Source organism: Candidatus Nomurabacteria bacterium (assembly GCA_016699085.1).
In the GTDB taxonomy this organism is placed as follows: domain Bacteria; phylum Patescibacteriota; class Minisyncoccia; order Phycocordibacterales; family UBA9973; genus CAZLWF01.
Window position 1 is genome coordinate 580,865 of sequence record CP064958.1, and the last position, 21,512, is coordinate 602,376.

Genomic DNA, 21,512 nt, shown 5'->3' on the forward strand with positions numbered 1-21,512 from the left:
AAACACCCAAATGGGTGTTTTCGTTTTTATACTTGTAGACTTCTCTATTAAGAAACTGTAGAATTGGCACATGGAAGGAAGAAAAGCACCATCATTAATCGAGACAAAAAAGGGGACTAGGCCCAAGCCAGAGGATGCATATGGCGAAAATCAGGTAATTAGCAAATATCCTAAAAAACGTGAGGAAGGCAATAGCAGCATAGAAGAAATTCGTGAGTTGCTTGCCCAAGGTGTCGACCGAATTGTGGTGCATGGTAATACCAAGGAGCTCCTAGGTGGACAGAAACATTTAATCTCGGAGCCTGATCTTGATGTTTTGGGGGCAACGTACTTGCTTAATACACTTACCAAAAATGGCAAACCGCTTGTCTCGTATAATATGGGAGATCTGAATCGCGATGGAGCCTATAGTGAAATTGTCCCTAAAGGATCAAAAGCTATTAATCCTACACAACGTGGTGAAGTGATTGTGCATATTGATACTGGAGAGGAATCATTTTCTGTAGAAACTCAAAATGGCACTAAAACTATATATATTGACCACCATGGCAAAGAGAAAGAAAAACGTCCAACATCTGCAACAAGCATTATGGCGGAAGTGTTAGGCCATTCAGATACCTGGAGAGAAAAGCCGTGGCTCAACAACTTCGTCAAATTTGTTAATGCAGCTGATAACCTGTCATATGTTGATGATATGCGAGATGGTAAAAGAATGTTTAATGAGGGATCGTTTCAAAGTGCGTGGCCAAAATCTCTCTATGCTTTGTATAAAGAATTACCTTTCGATATGATCCTCAAGCTTTTTGAGGAGAAACGAGATCCATGGAAACCGTTTACAGAGGATGAACTTACAGGAAAAGATAAAAACTTTCTTCTCACGAAAAAAGTCACTAAGAAAGGATGGAAAGCCACCAAAGAAGAAAATGCACTTCTAGCAAAAGATCCTGAGAAAAAGTCAGATGAAGAGAAAAAGGCAACATTAGCGATATTTAAAGATATATATGAAATTAAAACTTCAACCATACATGAAGTAGTTAAGACATTACAAGAAACTGCAAAATATTCAGTTTGGTCTGCCAAAAACGCAGATATCATTGCAAGGCGAGAAGCTATTCGTACTGAAACTAAGGATCTCGGCACTTTTACCTATCATAACTATGGTCAGTTACCAGATAAAGATGATCCAAAAAAAATGTATGTTAATACGTTTCCACCATTCGAGTTTGGATTTCTCAGTGCAAAAGCCCTGGGTAATGAGACCTTCCTTTCATTTAATCCTAAAAACAGATCTGTGTATGTTAATTCATCGCGAGACCTGATGCCGGTATTTCAGAAACTAGAAAAGGTATGCCCGGGTCTTAAATTGATCAGAGGTGTCATGATTTTATCGCCCCGGGGTGAGGAGACGTGTCCAGGTCTTACTGAAGCAAAATTTATACAAATATTAGGGCTGAAATAAAAATTAGGATAAAACTCTTGCCTACATGAGGTATTTATTCGTTGCCGTTAGACAAATATGAAGTTTTAAGTATAATCGATGTATTGCGTCGGTGGTAGAGTGGTCAATTACAACAGACTGTAAATCTGTCGCCTTCGGGCTACGAAGGTTCGAATCCTTCCCGACGCACCAGAATAGAACTTAGCGGTTTCTTCGAAACCAAGGAATGGGCGTGCCGAAGGCACGCCCATTCTGTTTGCCCTGATTTTACGGGCGGGTAACTGGAAAAAATATCTAAAAATGATAAAGTATGAATACTTTATGGAATCTTTAGATAACCGCAAACCTCTTACTGGCGGAAAGAAAAAAATTGAAGAATACGTCAATCGTATAAAAAACGGAGAATCTAAAGATTCCATTTTTCAAGGTTTGCCAGAATCATTTATATCTGGTGTCAAAAAAAAACTTGTAGAGCCACCTGATGAAAAAACGAAACAAGAATTAAATGAAATTCCTTCGCAGTATAAAGGATTAGATTTTGAAATTCTAAAAACACAAAGACGTGAAGCTGATCAAAAAAAGATTGAGGAACTGAGAAAACAATTAGGAGTCACTGAAGAACACCTAGATAAAAAAAATATTAATTATGATTTACTAAAACCTGAAGAAGTCTTGATAAAACTTGCAGAATATTGTGAGCCCTATATGAGTGCTCCACGAGAGGCTGTACAAGATGGTACGTTTGCAGGTGTAGCGAAACTTAAGATTGAAGCAGGAAATATTGTTCTTATTCGCCATGCTGCAGATGAGAATCATTTAATTAAGCAAGGAAAAAATGCATCCGCGCAAGAAATGATGGATTCCAGTTTGTTTTCTGGTGGATCCCATGAAGCAGGAGCAGTTCATACCTCCGCAGATGTTGAGAATTGGATTGGTAGATATGAGAGATATCCAGTATATGGAGAATTTCGAATACCGGTAAAAGATTTTTTAGATTTGGCAAAAGAAGGTAAAGTGATTATTGGTAATCTCGGAGAAGCAGAAATTGTAATTTCAGGTGATGTAGCCAAAAAATATCTAACAAAAATTATTGAGAAAGCTAAAGAATAAATTTTTATGAAAGATGATCTAAGAATAAAACAATTAGAGAAAAAATTTAAGGTCAAAAATATTGGTCTTTTAACTACTGGTCTATTTTTAGAAGATTTCGGTTTAACTATACAAATATCAGACGGAATTCTTGATAAAGAAAGTTTGATTGCGCCCTGTATAGTTTTTGAATTATCAAAAAAGCCAAAATTTAGATTTTTGAGTGAAAATAAATTCCTTAAATCATACCTGACTAAAATTGGCAAAAAGAACATCAAAGAAATGGGTAATCATGAATATATTAATTATATTTTTTCTTCTACAAAAAACGGTGAAACACGAGAGTATAAAAAATGGAGAGAGAATAATCAGAAGAAAGTTAAATATATTCACTCCCTAATTTCTAAATTTAATAAGAAAAGAAAAAATCCAATATTAGAACTTACTCAATTTGAAGATGGTGTTGCACGAATAGATTTTGGAGCTGACGATTCTCTTTTTAATAAAAGACAAAAAATGAGTTTTGTAAAAAAGAAAAAGCTTTTCGGTGAAATGCTAAATGAGTTTGGCTTATTTTCTACTAATCTGAAAGTACTTAAATAAATTCAGCCAGTTTTTCTTTTTTAATACCCGCCCACCAAAAATCCAAAATGAATCTGCCTCCCATTCCTCCCCAGACTCCTCCTGCGGGGCGGAAGCTTAAACCCCGCCGAATTTCAAAAACCGAACTCGCATTTGTATTCGTACACTCCGTCTTTTCCCTTTGGGAAAGCTCTGTGCTTCGCACAGAGGCGCTTCAGTGCACGGATGTCCGATTAGTGTTTGTTTTGAAAAATTGTTCGAGCTTGGTACAATAGAGACACAAACAAATCCCGAAAGGGATTTTTGTCTTGTGCGTCGAGAGAAAGCCAACTACTTGGCTTTCGTAAGGATTCGAAAGATTTTTCGTTATCCGTGTATTACGGATCGAAAAATACCTGTGGCAGTCGGCCGAGAAATTCCTTCCCGACGCACAAAAAAATCAATTATATCTCATTTACTTGACAGCTTTGCTATACTTGAAACATGAATACACAAACAGTTATATTTTCTGGAGGATGTTTCTGGTGCACTGAACATGACTTGAGGGCGCTTACTGGTGTCAACAACGCAATTTCAGGTTATACAGGAGGAAGCGAAAATACAGCAAGGTATAGTGAAGTTGTAAAGGAAACAACAGGGCACAGAGAGTCAGTTCTGGTGACCTATAATCCCGAAGTAACAAGCTTCAAGAAAATCTGTCAGTTTTTCTTGGACCACATTGATCCAACTGATGCAGGAGGTCAGTTTGCTGATCGTGGTGAAAGTTACAAAACAGCAATTTACTACGAAAATGAGGAAGAGAAAGCTATTGCAGAAAGTTTACTCAAAGAGCTCGCTGAAAGCGGTATTTATGACAAAGCGATCGCAGTTGAAGTATTGCCACGACAAGTATTCTACAATGCTGAAGACTATCATCAAGACTATGCTGATAAAAATCCAGGACATTATGGTATGTATCGCAAAGGCTCAGGCAGAGAAGACTTTGTGAACCAAGTGTGCCAAATCCGTGATGATAAAAAGGTGCAGTGGAAGGAGTAAAACTAGTAAATAGCAATAAGTGAGCAGCGAACAGAGTAAGTCAAAGCACTACATGTGCTGTTTTTGAGTTGAGAACGGTTTGAACATCGCAAAGCGAGGTGAGTTTTCGAAAGGAGAAAACAGTATATTTGGTGCTTCAAATAAGTATTTACAAGGATTTTTTTTCATGCTAAGATACTCCCATGCCGCAAAAACAATTAATTAAGCTGACCAATAAAGACACAAAAGAGGTCTATTGGACTCGGAAAAACAAGAAGCTCGTGACTCGCAAGATTGAGCTCAAAAAATACAGTAAAAAACTCCGCAAACATATCATGTTTAAGGAAGCAAAGAAAAACTAAAAAATCCCTTAAGGGATTTTTTAGTTTTCAGTAACTTTTACCTTACAAACAAATATTTTTGGATGTAAATATGCACCGCTTGCAGTAGGTATTGTAAGATCCAAAATCTCTATGATAGTAAATTTTGATTGCAGTAGCAGTGTGTGCAAAAGAGTATGTTCGGATGTGTATGCAACTAGTATTCCATTAGGATTTAGAGATCTCTCGCTGTAGTCTAAAAAACATGTATAGAGCTTGTGTAGATCTTCACCTTTGCCGATTTGCATACCAAATGGTAGATCAGAAGTAATAACATCGAAAGTACCTATGGTTGGTGTCGAGTAAATATCCTCAGTTTTAAGAGTAATCTTTTTTAAACTCCCAGCTTTTTTTATATTTTTTATTGCTTCTGATACAGTTTTTCCATTATTATCAAAACCTACAAGATGTAAGTTTGGATTTATATCTGCCGCTTCGATAAGTAGTGTTGCACTACCACAAAAGATATTTAGATACGAATGTTGTGAATTTAAATTGCAGAAAGTATTCATTGCATAGGCAATAGTAGGGTTAAGGCCACCTTTTATATTTGCTACTTTATAGTCCCTTAAGGATAGGGGACGCCCACTAAGTCTTACTCCAATTTCCCAAATTGTTCCTATTTTACCTATATAGATTTCTAAATCAGCATCTTCTGTCTCAGTGATTGTATATGTTTCTGTTATAAATTTTTTTATTGCCTGGATTTCTTTGGTGTCAGAACCTGCACAGCTTAATTTAAATGTTGTAAATGTATCATTGCTAGTGTTTAAAACAGTTTCAATTAGTTCCCCAAGTATTGATTTATGGTTAGATACATAAAGGGGATTATACTTCGCGTCTTGTTTAACAAGATAGGCATTCATTACACTTCTAAGGTTAAGCAAATTTCTTGTGTTTTGAATAAAATCAAGATATATCGCATTGTTTGTACTTTTTACAATGGTAAATTCTGGGTATTGTTTTGTCTCATCGAGGACAACTTCTTTTAATCCTGGAATAAATGTAAGTTTAAGAAAAGTTTGTAGCATTAGTAGGCAAAATAGCACAAATAAGCTTACTTTGCTATAGTATTCAAATATTAGGGCGATTAGTTTAGTGGTAGAACAGCGGTCTCCAAAACCGCTGGCGGGGGTTCGATTCCCTCATCGCCCGCAACTTCGAAGAAGTTATCTTTGGGGGAATCGAAGGCCGGAGCGCACGAAGTCGGTCGAAGACCGGCGCGAGGCGGGGTAGCGGAAATTTTCGAAGAAAATTATCTGTGACCGATTCCCTCATCGCCCTCAGAATAAAATGAATTTAGACGAAATAAATAAAAAAATAAATCCTAAGAATATTCCTTGGTATTATCAGAATCCAACAACCTGGCAAAAAATTCGCTACGTATTTTGCCTTATTTTATTAGTTGCATTTTTTACCATACTCATATGGATTATCATCCAGATCAGTAAGTATAGTATTCTCTGTAAAAACATGGGCGGGACATACCATCAGACTTGGGGAAAACATCAAAACTATAATCATCCAGATGGTTGCTACCTTGATGAATTTCAATATCAGTCAAAACAAGAAGAAATAAATGTACTGACTACAAAATACAAGTCCCATTTTCCATCGCTCAAATTTTATATTCAGCAATTTTAAATTTTCTTGGATCAATCCAATCAATCTCTTTGTTCCTCTTAAACCAAGTCTTTTGCCGCTTGGCATACTGCCAGATTTCTTGCTCAAGTTTCTCCAGCATTTCTTTTTTGTTTATCTTGCCCTGCAAATATAGTGCAGTATAGCGTACTTCCAAGCCTAGCTCATGCATGCGTTTCCAAGATACACCACTCTCATGGAGTTTCTTTGCTTCACGTAGCATGCCACTTTTTAATCGGTTTTGAAGTCTGATATGGATTTTTTTCTTTAGAAGTTCATCTGGTACATTAAGTCCAATCCATGTTGTTTCATATTTGGACAGTCCATGTTTCAAAGGTGGTACTTTGCCAACAGCTTGCACAATTTCAATTGCTCGTATAATTCGAACATTATTATGTCTATCTATTGTTTTCGCACGGTTGGGGTCAAGCTTTTTCAATAGTACAAAATTTTTCTCAGCAGAATTTAAAGTTAGCTTTTTGCGCAATACTTGGTTTGGTGGGACCTCTGGCAAGACATTGCCTGAGACGAGTGCATCAATATAAAATCCGGTACCTCCCACAATGATCGGTGTTTTGTCCCTACTTAAAATATCTTGTATTATTTTTTCTCCAGTCTTTTTGAAATCCGCGACTGTATATGATTTCTTGGGACTAACAATATCGAGCATATGATGGGGGATACCCCGCATCTCTTTTTTAGTGATTTTACCCGAAAGGAGATTGAGTCCTCTATATACCTGTCTCGAATCCGCAGAAATAATCTCACCTTTGATATTCTTGGCGAGTGTAACTGCAAATGCACTTTTGCCAGTAGTTGTTGCTCCGACGATGACTATAACTTTGGGTTTTTTCACACTCGGAGTATAGTCTTTCGTAATATAGTTGGATACTTGACAAATTTAGATAGGTATGATAGGCTTTATTCGAATCAAATTGTATCCAGCATGCAGATCAAAATAGGAAGTTTCATACACTTCCTTTATTTGTTGCCAATGCTGTTGTTGCCCCCGGTTTTTTTGAAAGTGCCACAGCAATCAATGCCTTACCACCTCCACCAGAGGTTGCGTATGGTTGCTGTTGTACTAAAAACAACAGTATCTCGAACATTGCCCCCTGATCTTTATCGGGGGGCTTTTTGTTGTGCCCAGAGACAATCCCCCGCGACTCTCGTTTTGTCGTCACAAGACTCGGTCTGGGCACCAGCTCGTCTATTTTTGAAGCTTCAAAAATGAGACTCCGCTGTTCGATTCTCTACAGGAGCAAAGCAGTTTGCTCGTTCTCAGGACACAAAAAACGCTATGCTTATTTTGTGCCCAGAGAGAGAATCGGTCACGAGTATTTTTCTACTGAAAAATCTCGCGACCCCGCCTCGTGTCGCCACGCTCCGGCTTTCGATTCTCTTGACCATTATAAAAACACTTCAAAAAGAAGTGTTTTTATAATGGTGCCCAGAGAGAGAATCGAACTCTCATGATGTTGCCATCGAAGGATTTTGAGTCCTTTGCGTCTACCAATTCCGCCATCTGGGCATATACTTAAACTAGCTTATACGCTAATACACTTTTTCGCAAATAATAAAACTGCTCTTTTATGAGTTGCAAAAATAAGCTATACTCTCTCCATGCAAGGATCATACGAAAAGGCGATTTTTTTTATTGATGTAGAAAAGATTCTGCCGAACCCATTCCAACCCCGTCGCGAATTCGAAGAAGGTCCACTTCGTGACTTGGCGGACTCTATTCGTCAGTACGGTGTACTCCAACCACTTGTTGTCTCACGTACAGAGAAAGAAACGCCTGAAGGAGGTCTCACAACCGAATACGAACTTATCGCTGGTGAACGTCGACTGCGAGCATCAAAGCTCGCAGGACTACCACAGGTGCCCGTCATTATTCGTACCGGTGATGACTCAATGGCAAAGCTTGAGCTTGCGATCATTGAGAACCTGCAGCGCGAAGATCTCAACGCTGTCGATCGGTCACGTGCGTTTCTTAGACTTCAAGATGAATTCAAATTTACCCATGGCCAGATTGGCCAGAAAGTAGGCAAGAGTCGTGAATATGTCTCGAATACGATGCGTTTATTGGCATTACCGCAAGAAATTCTTGAGGCGCTTTCTCAAGGTAAAATCAGTGAAGGTCATACACGTCCACTGCTTATGCTTTCAGACAAGCCAGAAGAGCAGATGGTACTATTTAAAGAAATAGTCTACAAGAAAATGACGGTTCGCGAGGCAGAACGAGCGGCACGGCGGGTTGCGGTTAATAAAATTCGCAATAAAGAATATCTGCCTGATCCAGAAATATCTGAAATCGAAACCAGGCTCGAAGAAGCGTTGGGTACTCGAGTTCATATCGAACGTAAAGAAAATGGCGGACATATTACGATTGATTTCTTTACTAACGATGACTTGAGGACAATACTCGGCATGATTCATGCAGAAGAAATCAAAGACAAAAATGCCATGCTCGAGAAATTTATTGCTGCCGGCAAAGAAATACCACCAGAAATTAAATTAGAGGAAAACCCAACACCTGAATCAGAATCAATAGAAACGCCTTTGACTGACGCATTAGCAGCCGAGTCTATCGAACTTGTCGATGATCGAGGAACTACAGAAAAAACCGAGGATGATGCTGATCTCTACAGTATCAAGAATTTCTCTATTTAACGTCCAAATGATAAAAACTTGGAAAGTAGGCTGTGCTCTTTGAGGTACTTTTGTATTTTATTTCGTGCGAGGGTTGTTTTTGCAAACGTAAGCCACTTACTCGATGGTACAGTTTCTTTTTTTACAATTATTTCGACGATGTCGCTATTTTTAAGCTTTGTTGCAATGGCATTGAACTTGCCATTGATATGCGCACCACTTGCATGATCGCCAATATCAGTATGTACCGCATAGGCAAAATCAATCACACTTGAATCTTCGGGCAAATCAATAATGTCACCATTTGGGGTAAAGACAAAAACTCGATCTTTGAAGAAGTCCATTTTAAGTGTTTCAACAAATTTGTTCGTATTCGCAATTTCACGTTGAGCTTCTCGGAGTTCTTCTACCCAAGCATATTGTTTTGTTAGTTTCTTTTTAGTTCGAGATACGGGTAACTTTTCTTTGTAGGTAAAATGCGAAGCAATACCGTATTCGGCTTGTGCATGCATTGCTTGTGTCCTAATTTGTATTTCCACAACACCGCCGGTGCCAGTAAAGATAGTGGTATGGAGACTTTTGTATCCATTTGGTTTTGGTGTTGCAATATAATCCTTGATACGTCCCGGTAGAGGCTTCCAGAGGCCGTGTACGACACCCAATACTCGATAGCATTCTTCAATATCACTAACAATTATTCGAAGCGCCATAATGTCATATATCTTATCTATATCCATGTCGTATTTCTTGAGTTTCTTGTACAGAGAGTACAAATGTTTAAGTCGATGATCAATCGTAATGGCAGATACCTCAAGCTTTCTAAGTTCACGCTTCAATGCTCGCTCAACTTCAAGCATGTATTTCTCGCTGATTCTAGATTGCTCACCTAAAAGCGCGGTAACTTGTTCGAATTCTTTTGGATATGCATATGGAAATGCTGCGTCTTCAAGCCAGCCTTTCAATTTACCTATACCCAAGCGATTTGCTAAAGGTGCATAAATCTCAAGTGTTTCAAGCGCGATACGCTCTCGTTTGTCGGGGCGAACATATTCCAGTGTTCGTACATTATGTAGTCGGTCAGCAAGTTTGATAACAATTACTCGTAAGTCTTCTGCCATCGAAATAAAAAATTTGCGTAGATTTTCAACATTACGTTCAATGCCGCGGTACTTTACTTTACCAAGTTTTGTAACACCGTTGACGAGGAATAAAATTTCTTTACCGAATTCCCGGTCAATATCTGCTTCGGTTGCTTGGGTGTCTTCAATCGTGTCGTGAAGCAATCCTGCAGCGACTACTGTCGGACTCATGCCGAGTTCTGCAAGCGTAAGCCCTGTGGCAAAAACATGGTTGAAGTATGGCTCGCCAGAAGCACGCTTCTGACCTTCGTGGGCAAACTCAGCGAAGTGATATGCTTTGGTTATAAGTTCGCGATCCTTGTGATCAGTAAGTTCAAGCTTTTGAGTGAGGAGACGGATATGGGGCTTTTGTATTTTATAGGTAGTAGTTTTCATGCGTGTATAGTATAGCGAACGCATGGCACGTTGGTCTACTGCTCATTGTACATTTGACAATTTGACAATATTCGCTAGGATTTGGAAAGATAACATTCTTTCATAAAATCTTTTCCGAAGGAGGGAAATCCTATGAAAAAATTCTACGTGACGGTTAAAAGAAACGAAGGAAGAATCGCTTCTGCCATGAGAGTACTCTTTCTTCTTTTTGGAATTTTTATGTACGTGTATTTTCCTTTCTCACGCCTTTTGTATTGGGTAGCACTTTTAATTGGCATGGTTGTCTTTGCTTCCATTTCAAGGAAAATGTTTGCACCGACATTTACAGAAGAACATGATATTTTTGTTGACATCTGTATATTTATTTTTGATGTCGTTATTATTTTAGTTGCACTAAGTGTGGGGTGCTTCTTCAGACATATTCTCAGCCTTAATCACAACCTTCCATGGCTTATTTTTGGTATAGATTTTGTCTTTTTATATTTTGATATAAAAGATTGGATACATCAATCAAAAAGGATGCAGTATAAATCATGGGTCAAGTATCGACCTGGGTAATACAAAACAATATAAAAAAAGTTCCCACATGGGAACTTTTCTATTTTTTATTAAGTTTATCGGGTCTATGGTTGGGACACTTAGTATTACTGCATCGTTCTGGAATCGTTTTGGTGCCTTCCATCATGAGAGAGTCACACATAGTGCAAATATTACCAGTTGGTTTGGCTTTGATGGCATTTTTGCAATCTGGATAATTTGAGCATGAATAAAATATCCCAAATCTGCCCCGGCGCTCCATCATTTCACCTTTCTTGCACGTTGGGCAAGCAACACCAGTCATCTTTTTTTTCCTCTCTTCTTCGTCCTCCTTTATGAATTTACATTTTGGATATCTTGAACAGGAGACAAACATACCGAAGCGACCTTCGCGTGTTACTAATTTGCCGCCTTGCTTCTCCCCGCAAAGTGGGCACATTTCTCCAGTTTCTTTTGGTCCCTCCATAACCTTGCCTTCAATAGTTCGTGCTCCTTCGCAATCAGGATAGCGCGAACAAGACATGAACTTGCCATTCTTACCGAGTTTGATAATCATATCAGCGTTGCATGTCGGGCATTTAAATTCTTCTGGTGCATCACCAAGTGTTGTTAGTTTATCCATTTTTTCTTTGGACTTCACTTCTTTGGTAAATGGACCATAAAAATCTTTAAGAGTTTTTACATATTCGCGTTCACCCCGAGAAATTTCATCGAGTTCATCTTCGAGTTCGGCTGTAAAAGTATCGCTTATATAGTGTTCGAAGTTTTTCTCAAGAAAACTTGATACGACATCGCCTGTATCGGTAGGGAAAAGTGTTCGGCCTTCTTTGGTAACGTACCCGCGCTCTTCGAGTGTGCGCATGATTGATGCATAGGTTGACGGTCGACCGATGCCTCGAGCTTCGAGCTCTTTGACGAGTCCTGCTTCAGTGTAGCGGTTGGGTGGCTCGGTCGCTTTTTCTTTGCTCGTTAAATCTGTGAGCTTGAGTATTTCCCCCTCATGCACTTCTGGTAGTTCTACGTCATCACCTCGTGATGCAACATCAGCTATAAGCCAGCCAGGGAAAAGCACTCGAGACCCATTGGCAGAGAATTCAGGAATCGTATCGTTACCATCTACCATTGCAGAAATTTTAGTCTTCAAAAGTTTGGCGTCAGTCATCTGTGAAGAAATAGTTCTCTCCCAAATGAGTTTATACAATTTGCCTTGCTCGTCATTGGCGCCTTCGCTCATATGTTCCGGATGTGTTGGTCGGATTGCCTCATGTGCCTCCTGCGCATTTTTACTTTTTGTTTTGTAGGTTCTAACTTCTAGATATTCTTTGCCATATTTTTTCACAATAATATCTGTGATTTGTGATTGGGCAGTTTGTGCCAAGTTTGTACTGTCGGTACGCATATAGGTAATATGACCAGCCTCATAGAGTTTCTGGGCAACTTGCATGGTACGTGATGGTGAAAAACCAAGACGTGTACTTGCAGTCTGTTGTAGTGTAGATGTAGTAAATGGTGCTCGAGGTGAACGTTTCTGTTCAGAGGCTTTTACACCACTTACTTTCCATGTGCCAGCTTTGCCTTCTTTTAGTATTTTTTCTACTACTTTTTCATCTCGTGGCTCAACGCTACAAATGAGTGTAAGCATGTCCTTTTTCTTTGTTTCGAAAATGCCTTGCAGTGTCCAATATTTCTCTGGGATAAATGCTCTAATTTCGCGTTCGCGTTCCATAATGATACGGAGCGCAGGTGATTGGACGCGTCCCGCAGAAAGTCCATAGCGGACTTTTTTCCAGATAAGACCTGACAAATCATACCCAACCAGTCGATCAAGTACTCGGCGTGCTTCTTGGGCTTTGACTAAGTTGCCATCAATTTTTCGTGGATGTAGTAATGCCTCTTCAATCGCTTCTTTTGTTATTTCGTGGAACGCGACTCGCTGTATTGGTGCTTTTACTTTCTTATCTTCATGCAATAACTCTCCGATATGCCATGAGATGGCTTCACCTTCGCGGTCCGGATCAGTTGCAAGCATGATTTCTTTGGCAGTATGTGCCAGACTGCGAAGTTCGTTAACAATTTTTTCTTTACCTTTTGAAATTTCATAGTTGGGTACAAAGCCAGCTTCGATATTGATTGCTTTCTTATTTGATTTTGGCAGGTCACGAATATGTCCAACTGAAGCACGCACTGTATAGCTGCCGCCTAAATATTTTTCTATTGTCTTGGCTTTTGAAGGGGATTCGACAATTAATAGTTTCATATGACCTTAACTAATACTATAGTTTCTTTTTTAAAGCAAATAAAAACCACCGATAACTGCTTATCGGTGGAGACGCTCATCTTTTCATGTATCATTCAGGGGTGTTGTGTTTCATCCATGCTCAGTATCCGACGTGATTAGCACTTTGTGCTCGAATCCGGGATAAAGACAAATCTGAACTAGCACATCATAGAGCTATCTAAGATAAGTATACCATTTTCTGCAATATACTATTTAGCACCTGCGGATTTCACCGAGTTCTTCTTTGATAAGTCCTTTGATTTCAAGTATTGAGATAGTTGCATTGGCTTCGTGAATTGGCTTTTCAAGTAGTCTTAAAAGTTCATCTTTTGGTATTGGTTCGCGCAGAAGGTCTAATATTTGTAATTCTTCTATAGAGCAATCAATGAGCTCTCGTGAGACATCTGCATTTTCCGTAGGTTCAAACCCAAGCAATTCCAAAAGCTGTGAAGCATTTGTTATAGGGGTGGCGCCAAGTCGGATGAGCATATGAGTTCCAGCAGAAAGTTCTGAAAAAATTGACCCAGGCACAGCGCCGATATCACGGTTATATTCGGTGGCAAGCTTAGAGGTAATAAGGGTGCCGGATTTTTCTTGCGCCTCAATAATAAGTACCGCTTTGGCAATACCAGCCATTAAGCGGTTGCGCTTTGGGAATGTCCACATCGCTGCTTTGGTGTCTGGTTCAAATTCCGAAATGAGCGCACCACCCGAAGTGACTATTTTTTCAGCCAATGCACGATTACTCGCCGGATATAGATTTTTTGGATTAAGTCCAGAGCCCGGGAAGGCTACAGTCGTAAGACCACTATCTATGGCCTTACGGTGTGCAATACTATCAATGCCAAGTGCTAGTCCTGATACAATGACGATAGGGTATCCTCGTAATCCTTCAATTAATTTTTCACACACATCTCTGCCGTAACTTGTATGTTTTCGTGAACCGACAATAGTTAAGTATACGGATCCAGGTTTGGGTAGGGTCCCGATGCAATAGAGCTTCTTTGGTGGTTGAGGGATTTCAAGAAGCTGCTTAGGTATCTCGTTTTCCTCTAGAAGTTTCATACGCTATGACATTTGTCCATTTTAGCATTTTTTTGTATACTCGAGCCATGCTAGATATCAAGTTTATAAAAGAGAATAAAGATATTGTCACAGCAGCTATAAAGAATAAGAATATTAAGGCGCCTATTGACCTTGATCGACTTTTCGTTTTATACGATGAACGCCAAGCAAAGAGAACTCAACTGGATGAGCTAAATCAAAAAAGAAACCTGGCCGCTGGAGAGCGAAACATTGAAGAGGGGAAAAGATTAAAAGAAGAATCCACAGAGATTGAAACAGCATTTGAAGCTATCAATAAAGAATTTATGGCGATGATGCTTTTAATCCCAAATATACCATCACCTGATACTCCTGTCGGACCAGATGAAAGCGGAAATGTAGTTATTAGAAAATGGGGAGAGCCTAAGGTTTTTGATTTTACTCCCAAGGAACATTTTGAACTTGGGAAAGCATTAGACGTAATCGATAATGAGACTGCTGGGGAAGTAGCTGGTGCAAGATTTACGTATCTTAAAGGTGATCTTGCGTTGATGCAATTTGCGTTAATTCAGTATGCATTTTCTGTACTCACCAATAAAACAATTCTTGAGCAAATCGCACGTACTGCAAATATTGATATCGCGATTACGGCGTTTATGCCGATCATTCCGCCTGTGTTTATAAAACCTGCAGTTTTTAATCGTATGGCTCGACTTGAACCAAGAGATGAGCGGTATTATATTCCAAGCGATGATCTTTTTCTTATTGGCAGTGCTGAACATACAATTGGACCAATACACATGGACCAAATTATTGAGGAAAAGGATTTGCCAAAACGTTATGTTGGTTACTCAACAGCATTTCGAAGGGAGGCAGGGACTTATGGAAAAGATACAAAAGGCATATTGCGAATGCATCAATTTGATAAGATCGAAATGGAAACCTTCTGTCTACCAGAACGTTCAATGGTGGAACAAGATTTTATTGTTGCAATTCAAGAATATTTAATGCAGCAACTTCAATTACCATATCAAGTTATTTTAATTTGTACTGGTGATATGGGTGCTCCAGATTATCGTCAGCTGGATATAGAAACTTGGCTTCCTGGTCAAAATAAATATCGAGAAACTCAAACGGCAGATCTCATGGGAAGTTATCAGGCACGAAGGTTAAATACTCGTGTTCGAAGAATAGATGGGAAAGTAGAGCCAGTGCATATGAATGATGCTACTGCATTTGCAATTGGTCGTACTCTTATTGCAATTATGGAAAATTACCAACAAGCTGATGGATCAATCAAAGTACCAGATGTCCTGAAACTATATCTCGGGAAAGATAGCATTACACACTAGGAAAAGCTCATGGAAATAAATCGAGCACCAATAAAACCCTCGCATATTGTACGACGAGAACGGCGCTTGAAATTCCGCAAGCGTATATTGATAGTTTTTTTAACCCTCGTGTTTTTAGGTGGTCTTATTTATTCCACCCATGCACGATTTATGAGGATTGAAACAATTACAATTGAAGGAAATCGCGTCGTTGATACAAGAGAAGTTAATCGTTTACTTGAAGCAAGTATTGATGGCAATATGATCTTTGTTTTTCCTAAAAATAATATTTTTTTAGTAGGAACACATAGCTTAGAAAATACAATATTACGTGATTTTCCAAGAATTGAAATGGTTAGTATTACGAAACATTTTTTCCACGAACTCAAGGTGTCAATCACAGAACGTAAAGGAACATACCTATGGTGTGGTGCACTACTTAGTAATGATTCACAAGAAAATACTTCTTGTTACTTTGTCGATGATGCAGGGTATATATTCTCTCCGTCCCCATATTTTTCTGGTGGCGCATATTTTAAATTTTATGGGGGACTCGACACAAATGAGATCGCAAATCCCGTTGGTGCATATATCTTAGAAGAAGACACATTTGCATCACTAGTACATTTTACCGATCAAATTTTGACATTAGGATTTGAGAGTGAGGCACTTGAAATCGAGGAAAATGGTACATATAGCATTTTACTGAGCAAGAATTCAGATAAGCAAGAATCAAACACAAAAATTATTTTCACAAAGGATAATACACTAGATGATATATATAAGAATTTAGTTACAGCATTATCATCTGTTGATTTCAAGCGTGAGGTTCGGGATAATCGTGATCGCTTATTATATATTGATCTACGATTTACGAATAAAATTTATTATAAATTTGCTCCTGCAACCGCTTCATTCTAATATGGCTTCATTTTGGAATAGTCTACCCAAGCCCTTCTTTGCCCTTGCACCTATGGCGGATGTTACGGACGCAGCATTTCGAAGTATAATTGCAAAATATTCTAATCATGGTACTCCCGATGGGGGCCCCGATGTTTTTTGGACTGAGTTTGTTTCTGCTGATGGTCTCATGAGTCAAGGCAGGGAAGTATTGAAAAGAGATTTAATTTTTAGTGATAATGAACGTCCAATAGTTGCGCAGCTTTTTGGTTCTAATCCTGAAGTTATGGAAGGTGCAGCAAGGCTCTGTATGGAGCTTGGATTTGATGGTATCGACATCAATATGGGTTGTCCAGATAAATCTATTGAGAAACAAGGATCCGGAGCAGCCATGATACAAAATCCTGAACAAGCTAAAGCTGTTATTGTTGCAGCGAAACGTGGGGCACCAACGCTACCAGTATCAGTTAAAACAAGGGTTGGCTATAACAAGGTCATACTCGATGATTGGTTGCCCCAACTACTTCGTTGCGATCTTGCTGCTATTACTGTTCATGCGCGGACTCGCAAAGAAATGTCGAGTGTGCCGGCGCGTTGGGAACACGTAAAAGAAGCTGTAGAAATTAGAAATGCTATAGGGGCAGAGACGCTCATTATTGGGAACGGCGATGTTAAAAATATTGAAGATGCAAAACAAAAAGCATTTGAAACCAATTGCGATGGTGTGATGTTGGGGAGAGCAATTTTTGGCAACCCATGGTTGTTTGCCCAATCGAGAAATAATCAAGACAGTGTGCAAGGTATTTTATTAGAAGAGCGATTGCTAGTTATGGTTGAACATACAAAACTTTTTGAAGAATTACTCGGTGATATCAAAAGTTTCGCGATTATGAAAAAACACTTCAAGTCTTATATTGGAAGTTTTGAAGGCGCTAAGGAGTTTCGAATGCAGCTTATGGATGAAGCCAAAAACAGCCATGATGTAGAGAAGATTGTGGATAACTTTCTTGCTGTGCACAAGAATCTGTTATAATGCATTCTGATGAGTCAAAAGAAAAAGCAAAGATGTTTTTTGTCGACCATTTTTGTTGTTTCGCAAAAACACCCCGCTATCGCGGGGTGTTTTTGTTTTATCACTTCTTATGCATTATTAAAAACTATTTGAAATAATCAGTTTTTTTGTTTTATTCCCATATGCGCTATACTCTCATTATCTATGCAAGAACTGACTCTCTATCGTAAATATCGCCCACAGAAATTTGATGAAGTTATGGGGCAGGAACATATTGTAAAAGTTCTATCTGCTTCGATAAAAAGTGGCAAGATTGCTCATGCCTATCTCTTCTGTGGTGGTCGAGGCACCGGCAAGACAACGATTGCAAGAATCTTGGCAAAAGAGCTCGGTACCAATGAAAATGATATTTATGAAATCGATGCTGCGTCCAATAATGGCGTTGATGATATTCGCGAGCTTCGTGAAGGCGTATCGACGCTACCGTTTGATTCAAAGTATAAGATTTATATTCTTGATGAAGTGCACATGCTTTCGAAAGGTGCATTTAATGCATTACTGAAAACACTCGAAGAGCCGCCACAGCATGCCTTGTTTATGCTTGCAACAACAGAGATTGAGAAAGTACCTGAGACGATTATTTCTCGCTGCCAAGTGTTTACGTTAAAAAAGCCGAACGAAGCGATGCTCAAAGAAATAGTGAAAAATACTGCCAAGAAGGAAGGGTATACATTGGCTGATGGATCTCTTGGGCTTATTGCAACACTCGGTGATGGGTCATTTCGTGATACGTTAGGTATACTGCAGAAAGTAATCAGCTACTCAAAAGATACTAAAATTAATGAAGCAGAAGTTGCATTGATAACTGGTGCGCCACGGAGTGAATTAGTGAATGACTTTATCACAATGCTTGCAACGAGAGATATTGCTGGTGGCTTTGCAACTATCCAAGAAGCAGTGAAAGCTAATATTGATATTAAAATATATTTGAAACTTATACTTGCAAAGCTCCGCTTTGCACTGGTGCTTCGGTATGCACCTAGTATGAAGCCATTGCTCGCAGAATCAGTTTCGGAAAGCGACCTGATATTTCTAGAAAAATTAATTAAAGATAAGCCTGATACAATAACCTCTAAGTCCCTGGAAGTGCTTCTGGCAACGTCTCAAAAACTTCGATACGCGTTTATTCCAAATCTACCTCTTGAGCTCGCACTCGTTGAAATTATTGAGGGAAAATAAAATCTCAAGCAACTTGTGCTTGAGATTCGTGCTTAAGATGATGTGGCTACCTGGAGGATTCTCTCCTTTATTTTAGAGAGTAATATTTCAGGCTTATGCATTAGCCAATAAAAAGGAAGCTCAATGACAACATCCTTTTTACTTTTCATCATCAGGCGCAAATAATATTCCAGATCACACGGCTCATTTTTCAAAAAATATGATAGTTCAGACCACGATCTGGTTTGGAAATGAAGCACTCTTGTTATTCTTTTCCCCAGTACCTGATGTAAGAAATCTTCTTTTTTGTAGCGAGTACATTTGAATTCCTTAATGTGTTGTGTATCGAGTACAAGTCCATGAGGATGATGTAGAAAATAATCAAAATTTCCATTTACCGGTGAAACTTCTACGAGACTTATTGGATCTGTTGCAATGTCTATTCTCATTGCATTAGGGAAAAATGATTCAAATAAATAAAGTGTGTAGTCAACTTCATTTTGATTTCGGAAAAAAATATCCGCAATTAGGTCCCATTTTTTCTTAGGATCTCTAAAACTTCCCTTATACGCTACAACTAGGTCTTTGGGATAATTGCGCAAAACATCAAAATGAATTCCTCTGGCAGGCACAAGTTGGAGTCCGTCAAGCTTTGCATCTTTTCGTATTACTTCGATTTGTTGAATTTTTCTTGGCCAAAGTGTCAAAGTCGATATGTAGATTTTTGGAATGTACATTTTTACCTCCTGTTTTTTTCAATTTACATTGTATTTTAAATTTTGTCAATCAATTGTATATTTTATTTTGTTATTTTTGATTATAGTTAGCTTATCCTTTCGACTTAATTTTTTTAATTCAGCTTCTCGATGGCGAGCTTCATTGTATGTCGCAAAGACTTCCTTGTATTGTAATGTGACAGGCCGTCTAATCTTTGTATAATGAGCACCAGATTTCAAATTATTATGGGCATACAGCCTCTTGGTAAGATTATTCGTTGACCCTATATAGAAAGTAGCATCACTGCATTTTAAAATGTAGGTGAAGTATGCTTGGTGTGCAGTTTTCATTTTATTTTCCGCTTATTGTGAGACTTTCAACCATTTTCTTGAGATCATCTCCAAATGCTCTAACAGGAACTGCCGTTATGCCTTTATTTATATACTGTTCCATATCACCACTGAAGTTATTTTCCAATTCTTCAAGCTCTGGTGAGTCAAAATAGGGAATAAAACTCATGTATGCTTGAAGTACAGTAAGACCAGTGGATTGGTTTTTCGGGATGAAAAATGTGTATTGTGTTCGAGATTCGGTATTGAGTCTGCTAGCTTCGGGATTATGTATTCCTGATAGTCCAGATGGAGTTGTTATAGAAAAAAGTCTGAAAGATGAAAGTATTTCTGGGGCCACTTCTCCTGTGGCAATTTTCAAAAGAAAATCATCTCCACAATCATTTTTGTTTTGTGGTTCAAGCTCATACATTCTAATGCCACTGCGGATAAAACTCTCTGAATTTTCAAGTTGTACATCTGGAAATACATATTCAAAGTCAAAGACATTCAAGGTGTCAGCTGTACGATAAGTGTCTTCCTCAGGACAATTTTTGTTACCCTCATTGAGACTAATAGAGCCCCAGCTTTTAGGAAAAATAAATTCTAATCCGTACTCTGAAATTTTATATGTTACATATTCTTGTGATTCTGAAATATGTGTCGCATCAGGCTTGTTGATTGTTTCGTTTTTAATCGAAACAATCAATGCGATACCAACTAATGCAATGATGCCAAGAGCAATAAGATGCGATCTATTCATATGAATAGTATAGCAAATAGATTAATCTTTTTATCTTGATTCGCTTAACAGTTTATTGTGTCGCAATACATTGTGATTCGGCCAAATCTTTTTTAATTAGAGTAGTCAAATCTAGGCTTACTTTCGTATGTATTATTGCGTCAAAACCATCAGATATATAGCTACTTGCTTCGGGACAATTTTCTGGAGTTACTGGAAGAGTTGTTGGATTCCAGTAGGTAAGCACATCTGCCTCTGCTACAACTGGTTTTTTATATAAATCCTCGTACACTTTTTTACGAGAATTTAAGTCATATATTTTTAAACCTCGATCAGGGCCAGTGCCGCTATCTAATACAAGGAAATTATTAGTGAAAAGCATAAAATATTCGGCATACTCATTCTTCACTTCAAAGTCATTTGTGCCTACTGTATATGAACATTCAAATTTCTCATTTTCATCTGTCTTAAACTTTACTAAAATATCTGAACCAGCGTCAAGATTTGAATTTTTTTGAATAGCAAAATATTTTGAATTCTCAAAACATTTATTTAAATTAGGTGTATTAGTAGTAGCAAGTTGTGCAGGTTGAATATTATTTTTGTCGTATATATATATTCCGTAACAAATCGCTAAAATTGTTACAATTATTATTGAAATAATGAGGCCTTTTTGTTTGTTCATGCGTATGAGTAATTAATAATAAACTAAACTTAGTAAACTCAACAAGCAAATGACGCTTCGCTTGACTTGCTGGGGGACAGGGATTCGGTCACAGGTATTTTTCTACTGAAAAATCTCGCGACCCTGCCTCGCACCGTCGTGCTCCGGCTTTCGAATCCCAACCCGCCCCATCGATGCAAATTTGCAATAGAAGTATCTATACAAATTTCCATTGCTGGGGGACAGGGATTCGAACCCCGATTAAAGGCTTCAAAGGCCTCTGTCCTACCATTAGACGATCCCCCAATGTATGTATCTTCGGGCCAATAGAGTGGTAGTAGGCAGAAGATTTGCTTGACGAATTGAGAATACACTATTTTTCTTTCTCTTACAATAAATAGATGTATCTCTAAGGTTGCATTGCCTT

Annotated in this window: 22 protein-coding genes and 4 tRNA genes; 14 read left to right on the plus strand and 12 right to left on the minus strand. The window is 38.5% G+C overall.

All coding sequences use genetic code 11. The annotated features are described in order from the left end of the window. Positions 1–70 precede the first annotated feature (70 nt). The 6 genes from IPF86_03200 (at position 71) to rpmG (ending at position 4,488) form a co-directional block, all read left to right on the plus strand. On the plus strand, positions 71–1,459 hold the full coding sequence (locus tag IPF86_03200) for a hypothetical protein (GenBank protein QQR50063.1): 1,389 nt from the start codon (positions 71–73) through the stop codon (positions 1,457–1,459). Between the two features lie 85 nt (positions 1,460–1,544). After that, positions 1,545–1,630: transfer RNA gene (locus IPF86_03205), tRNA-Tyr, on the plus strand. A gap of 129 nt (positions 1,631–1,759) precedes the next feature. Continuing rightward, on the plus strand, positions 1,760–2,548 hold the full coding sequence (locus IPF86_03210; GenBank protein ID QQR50064.1) for a hypothetical protein: 789 nt from the start codon (positions 1,760–1,762) through the stop codon (positions 2,546–2,548). A gap of 6 nt (positions 2,549–2,554) precedes the next feature. Then, a complete protein-coding gene (locus IPF86_03215; GenBank protein ID QQR50065.1) occupies positions 2,555–3,130 on the plus strand; it encodes a hypothetical protein in 576 nt (191 codons plus the stop codon). A 462-nt stretch (positions 3,131–3,592) separates the two neighbouring features. Further along, complete coding sequence (msrA, locus tag IPF86_03220) at positions 3,593–4,147, plus strand: peptide-methionine (S)-S-oxide reductase MsrA (GenBank protein QQR50066.1); 555 nt, start codon at positions 3,593–3,595, stop codon at positions 4,145–4,147. Positions 4,148–4,329: 182 nt separating this feature from the next. After that, positions 4,330–4,488: a 50S ribosomal protein L33 gene (gene rpmG, locus IPF86_03225; protein ID QQR50067.1), complete on the plus strand. Its 159-nt coding sequence runs from the start codon at positions 4,330–4,332 to the stop codon at positions 4,486–4,488. Between the two features lie 20 nt (positions 4,489–4,508). Here the strand turns inward: rpmG and IPF86_03230 are convergent, their stop codons facing one another. Further along, positions 4,509–5,537, minus strand: a complete 1,029-nt coding sequence (locus IPF86_03230; GenBank protein QQR50068.1) for a methyltransferase domain-containing protein — start codon at positions 5,535–5,537, stop codon at positions 4,509–4,511. A 53-nt stretch (positions 5,538–5,590) separates the two neighbouring features. Between IPF86_03230 and IPF86_03235 the strand changes: the two genes are divergently transcribed. Further along, positions 5,591–5,661 (plus strand) — tRNA-Trp (locus IPF86_03235). Positions 5,662–5,799: 138 nt separating this feature from the next. Then, positions 5,800–6,150 (plus strand): hypothetical protein, encoded by a 351-nt coding sequence (locus IPF86_03240; protein ID QQR50069.1) that lies wholly within the window; start codon positions 5,800–5,802, stop codon positions 6,148–6,150. On the opposite strand, the gene miaA is transcribed toward IPF86_03240, so the two are convergent. From miaA to IPF86_03255, 3 genes are all read right to left on the minus strand, one after another. Continuing rightward, positions 6,125–7,003 carry a tRNA (adenosine(37)-N6)-dimethylallyltransferase MiaA gene (miaA, locus tag IPF86_03245; GenBank protein ID QQR50070.1) on the minus strand — a complete coding sequence of 293 codons (879 nt, stop codon included), beginning with the start codon at positions 7,001–7,003 and terminating at the stop codon, positions 6,125–6,127. The genes IPF86_03240 and miaA overlap by 26 nt on opposite strands. A 112-nt stretch (positions 7,004–7,115) precedes the next feature. Further along, positions 7,116–7,256: a hypothetical protein gene (locus tag IPF86_03250; GenBank protein ID QQR50071.1), complete on the minus strand. Its 141-nt coding sequence runs from the start codon at positions 7,254–7,256 to the stop codon at positions 7,116–7,118. A 335-nt stretch (positions 7,257–7,591) separates the two neighbouring features. Continuing rightward, positions 7,592–7,678: transfer RNA gene (locus IPF86_03255), tRNA-Leu, on the minus strand. 92 nt (positions 7,679–7,770) lie between these two features. Here IPF86_03255 and IPF86_03260 point away from each other — a divergent pair. Beyond that, positions 7,771–8,820 (plus strand): ParB/RepB/Spo0J family partition protein, encoded by a 1,050-nt coding sequence (locus IPF86_03260; GenBank protein ID QQR50072.1) that lies wholly within the window; start codon positions 7,771–7,773, stop codon positions 8,818–8,820. Here IPF86_03260 and IPF86_03265 read toward each other — a convergent pair. After that, the gene (locus IPF86_03265; protein QQR50073.1) at positions 8,817–10,313 is read right to left on the minus strand and encodes a bifunctional (p)ppGpp synthetase/guanosine-3',5'-bis(diphosphate) 3'-pyrophosphohydrolase; all 1,497 of its coding nucleotides are present in this window, start codon (positions 10,311–10,313) and stop codon (positions 8,817–8,819) included. The two genes, IPF86_03260 and IPF86_03265, sit on opposite strands and share 4 nt — an antisense overlap. A 132-nt stretch (positions 10,314–10,445) precedes the next feature. Between IPF86_03265 and IPF86_03270 the strand changes: the two genes are divergently transcribed. Then, complete coding sequence (locus IPF86_03270) at positions 10,446–10,871, plus strand: hypothetical protein (GenBank protein ID QQR50074.1); 426 nt, start codon at positions 10,446–10,448, stop codon at positions 10,869–10,871. A gap of 40 nt (positions 10,872–10,911) precedes the next feature. Here the strand turns inward: IPF86_03270 and topA are convergent, their stop codons facing one another. After that, positions 10,912–13,107, minus strand: a complete 2,196-nt coding sequence (gene topA / locus IPF86_03275; protein QQR50075.1) for a type I DNA topoisomerase — start codon at positions 13,105–13,107, stop codon at positions 10,912–10,914. A 234-nt stretch (positions 13,108–13,341) separates the two neighbouring features. Continuing rightward, positions 13,342–14,193 (minus strand): DNA-protecting protein DprA, encoded by an 852-nt coding sequence (gene dprA, locus IPF86_03280; GenBank protein QQR50076.1) that lies wholly within the window; start codon positions 14,191–14,193, stop codon positions 13,342–13,344. 47 nt (positions 14,194–14,240) lie between these two features. Here dprA and serS point away from each other — a divergent pair, with 47 nt between their 5' ends. From serS to dnaX, 4 genes are all read left to right on the plus strand, one after another. Continuing rightward, positions 14,241–15,524 carry a serine--tRNA ligase gene (serS, locus tag IPF86_03285; protein ID QQR50077.1) on the plus strand — a complete coding sequence of 428 codons (1,284 nt, stop codon included), beginning with the start codon at positions 14,241–14,243 and terminating at the stop codon, positions 15,522–15,524. A gap of 9 nt (positions 15,525–15,533) precedes the next feature. Next, positions 15,534–16,424 (plus strand): FtsQ-type POTRA domain-containing protein, encoded by an 891-nt coding sequence (locus IPF86_03290; protein QQR50078.1) that lies wholly within the window; start codon positions 15,534–15,536, stop codon positions 16,422–16,424. A 1-nt stretch (position 16,425) separates the two neighbouring features. After that, on the plus strand, positions 16,426–17,436 hold the full coding sequence (locus tag IPF86_03295; GenBank protein QQR50079.1) for a tRNA-dihydrouridine synthase: 1,011 nt from the start codon (positions 16,426–16,428) through the stop codon (positions 17,434–17,436). A gap of 183 nt (positions 17,437–17,619) precedes the next feature. Then, positions 17,620–18,654 carry a DNA polymerase III subunit gamma/tau gene (gene dnaX / locus IPF86_03300; protein ID QQR50080.1) on the plus strand — a complete coding sequence of 345 codons (1,035 nt, stop codon included), beginning with the start codon at positions 17,620–17,622 and terminating at the stop codon, positions 18,652–18,654. 32 nt (positions 18,655–18,686) lie between these two features. Here dnaX and IPF86_03305 read toward each other — a convergent pair whose 3' ends face one another. The 5 genes from IPF86_03305 to IPF86_03325 form a co-directional block, all read right to left on the minus strand. Then, complete coding sequence (locus tag IPF86_03305) at positions 18,687–19,370, minus strand: hypothetical protein (protein ID QQR50081.1); 684 nt, start codon at positions 19,368–19,370, stop codon at positions 18,687–18,689. Positions 19,371–19,415: 45 nt separating this feature from the next. Beyond that, positions 19,416–19,700, minus strand: coding sequence for a GIY-YIG nuclease family protein (locus tag IPF86_03310; protein ID QQR50082.1), 285 nt, complete (start codon positions 19,698–19,700; stop codon positions 19,416–19,418). A gap of 1 nt (position 19,701) precedes the next feature. Then, on the minus strand, positions 19,702–20,442 hold the full coding sequence (locus IPF86_03315) for a hypothetical protein (protein QQR50083.1): 741 nt from the start codon (positions 20,440–20,442) through the stop codon (positions 19,702–19,704). 52 nt (positions 20,443–20,494) lie between these two features. Then, positions 20,495–21,106, minus strand: coding sequence for a hypothetical protein (locus IPF86_03320; protein QQR50084.1), 612 nt, complete (start codon positions 21,104–21,106; stop codon positions 20,495–20,497). Between the two features lie 214 nt (positions 21,107–21,320). Further along, positions 21,321–21,391, minus strand: a tRNA-Gln gene (locus IPF86_03325). Positions 21,392–21,512: the final 121 nt, after the last annotated feature.

What these genes read in the sequence shown, in the direction of transcription:
- IPF86_03200 (QQR50063.1), top strand. Translation starts at nt 71, where the DNA reads ATGGAAGGAAGAAAAGCACCATCATTAATCGAGACAAAAAAGGGGACT.
- IPF86_03210 (QQR50064.1), top strand. Translation starts at nt 1,760, where the DNA reads ATGGAATCTTTAGATAACCGCAAACCTCTTACTGGCGGAAAGAAAAAA.
- IPF86_03215 (QQR50065.1), top strand. Translation starts at nt 2,555, where the DNA reads ATGAAAGATGATCTAAGAATAAAACAATTAGAGAAAAAATTTAAGGTC.
- msrA (QQR50066.1), top strand. Translation starts at nt 3,593, where the DNA reads ATGAATACACAAACAGTTATATTTTCTGGAGGATGTTTCTGGTGCACT.
- rpmG (QQR50067.1), top strand. Translation starts at nt 4,330, where the DNA reads ATGCCGCAAAAACAATTAATTAAGCTGACCAATAAAGACACAAAAGAG.
- IPF86_03230 (QQR50068.1), bottom strand. Translation starts at nt 5,537, where the DNA reads ATGCTACAAACTTTTCTTAAACTTACATTTATTCCAGGATTAAAAGAA.
- IPF86_03240 (QQR50069.1), top strand. Translation starts at nt 5,800, where the DNA reads ATGAATTTAGACGAAATAAATAAAAAAATAAATCCTAAGAATATTCCT.
- IPF86_03250 (QQR50071.1), bottom strand. Translation starts at nt 7,256, where the DNA reads ATGTTCGAGATACTGTTGTTTTTAGTACAACAGCAACCATACGCAACC.
- IPF86_03260 (QQR50072.1), top strand. Translation starts at nt 7,771, where the DNA reads ATGCAAGGATCATACGAAAAGGCGATTTTTTTTATTGATGTAGAAAAG.
- IPF86_03265 (QQR50073.1), bottom strand. Translation starts at nt 10,313, where the DNA reads ATGAAAACTACTACCTATAAAATACAAAAGCCCCATATCCGTCTCCTC.
- IPF86_03270 (QQR50074.1), top strand. Translation starts at nt 10,446, where the DNA reads ATGAAAAAATTCTACGTGACGGTTAAAAGAAACGAAGGAAGAATCGCT.
- topA (QQR50075.1), bottom strand. Translation starts at nt 13,107, where the DNA reads ATGAAACTATTAATTGTCGAATCCCCTTCAAAAGCCAAGACAATAGAA.
- dprA (QQR50076.1), bottom strand. Translation starts at nt 14,193, where the DNA reads ATGAAACTTCTAGAGGAAAACGAGATACCTAAGCAGCTTCTTGAAATC.
- serS (QQR50077.1), top strand. Translation starts at nt 14,241, where the DNA reads ATGCTAGATATCAAGTTTATAAAAGAGAATAAAGATATTGTCACAGCA.
- IPF86_03290 (QQR50078.1), top strand. Translation starts at nt 15,534, where the DNA reads ATGGAAATAAATCGAGCACCAATAAAACCCTCGCATATTGTACGACGA.
- IPF86_03295 (QQR50079.1), top strand. Translation starts at nt 16,426, where the DNA reads ATGGCTTCATTTTGGAATAGTCTACCCAAGCCCTTCTTTGCCCTTGCA.
- dnaX (QQR50080.1), top strand. Translation starts at nt 17,620, where the DNA reads ATGCAAGAACTGACTCTCTATCGTAAATATCGCCCACAGAAATTTGAT.
- IPF86_03305 (QQR50081.1), bottom strand. Translation starts at nt 19,370, where the DNA reads ATGTACATTCCAAAAATCTACATATCGACTTTGACACTTTGGCCAAGA.
- IPF86_03310 (QQR50082.1), bottom strand. Translation starts at nt 19,700, where the DNA reads ATGAAAACTGCACACCAAGCATACTTCACCTACATTTTAAAATGCAGT.
- IPF86_03315 (QQR50083.1), bottom strand. Translation starts at nt 20,442, where the DNA reads ATGAATAGATCGCATCTTATTGCTCTTGGCATCATTGCATTAGTTGGT.
- IPF86_03320 (QQR50084.1), bottom strand. Translation starts at nt 21,106, where the DNA reads ATGAACAAACAAAAAGGCCTCATTATTTCAATAATAATTGTAACAATT.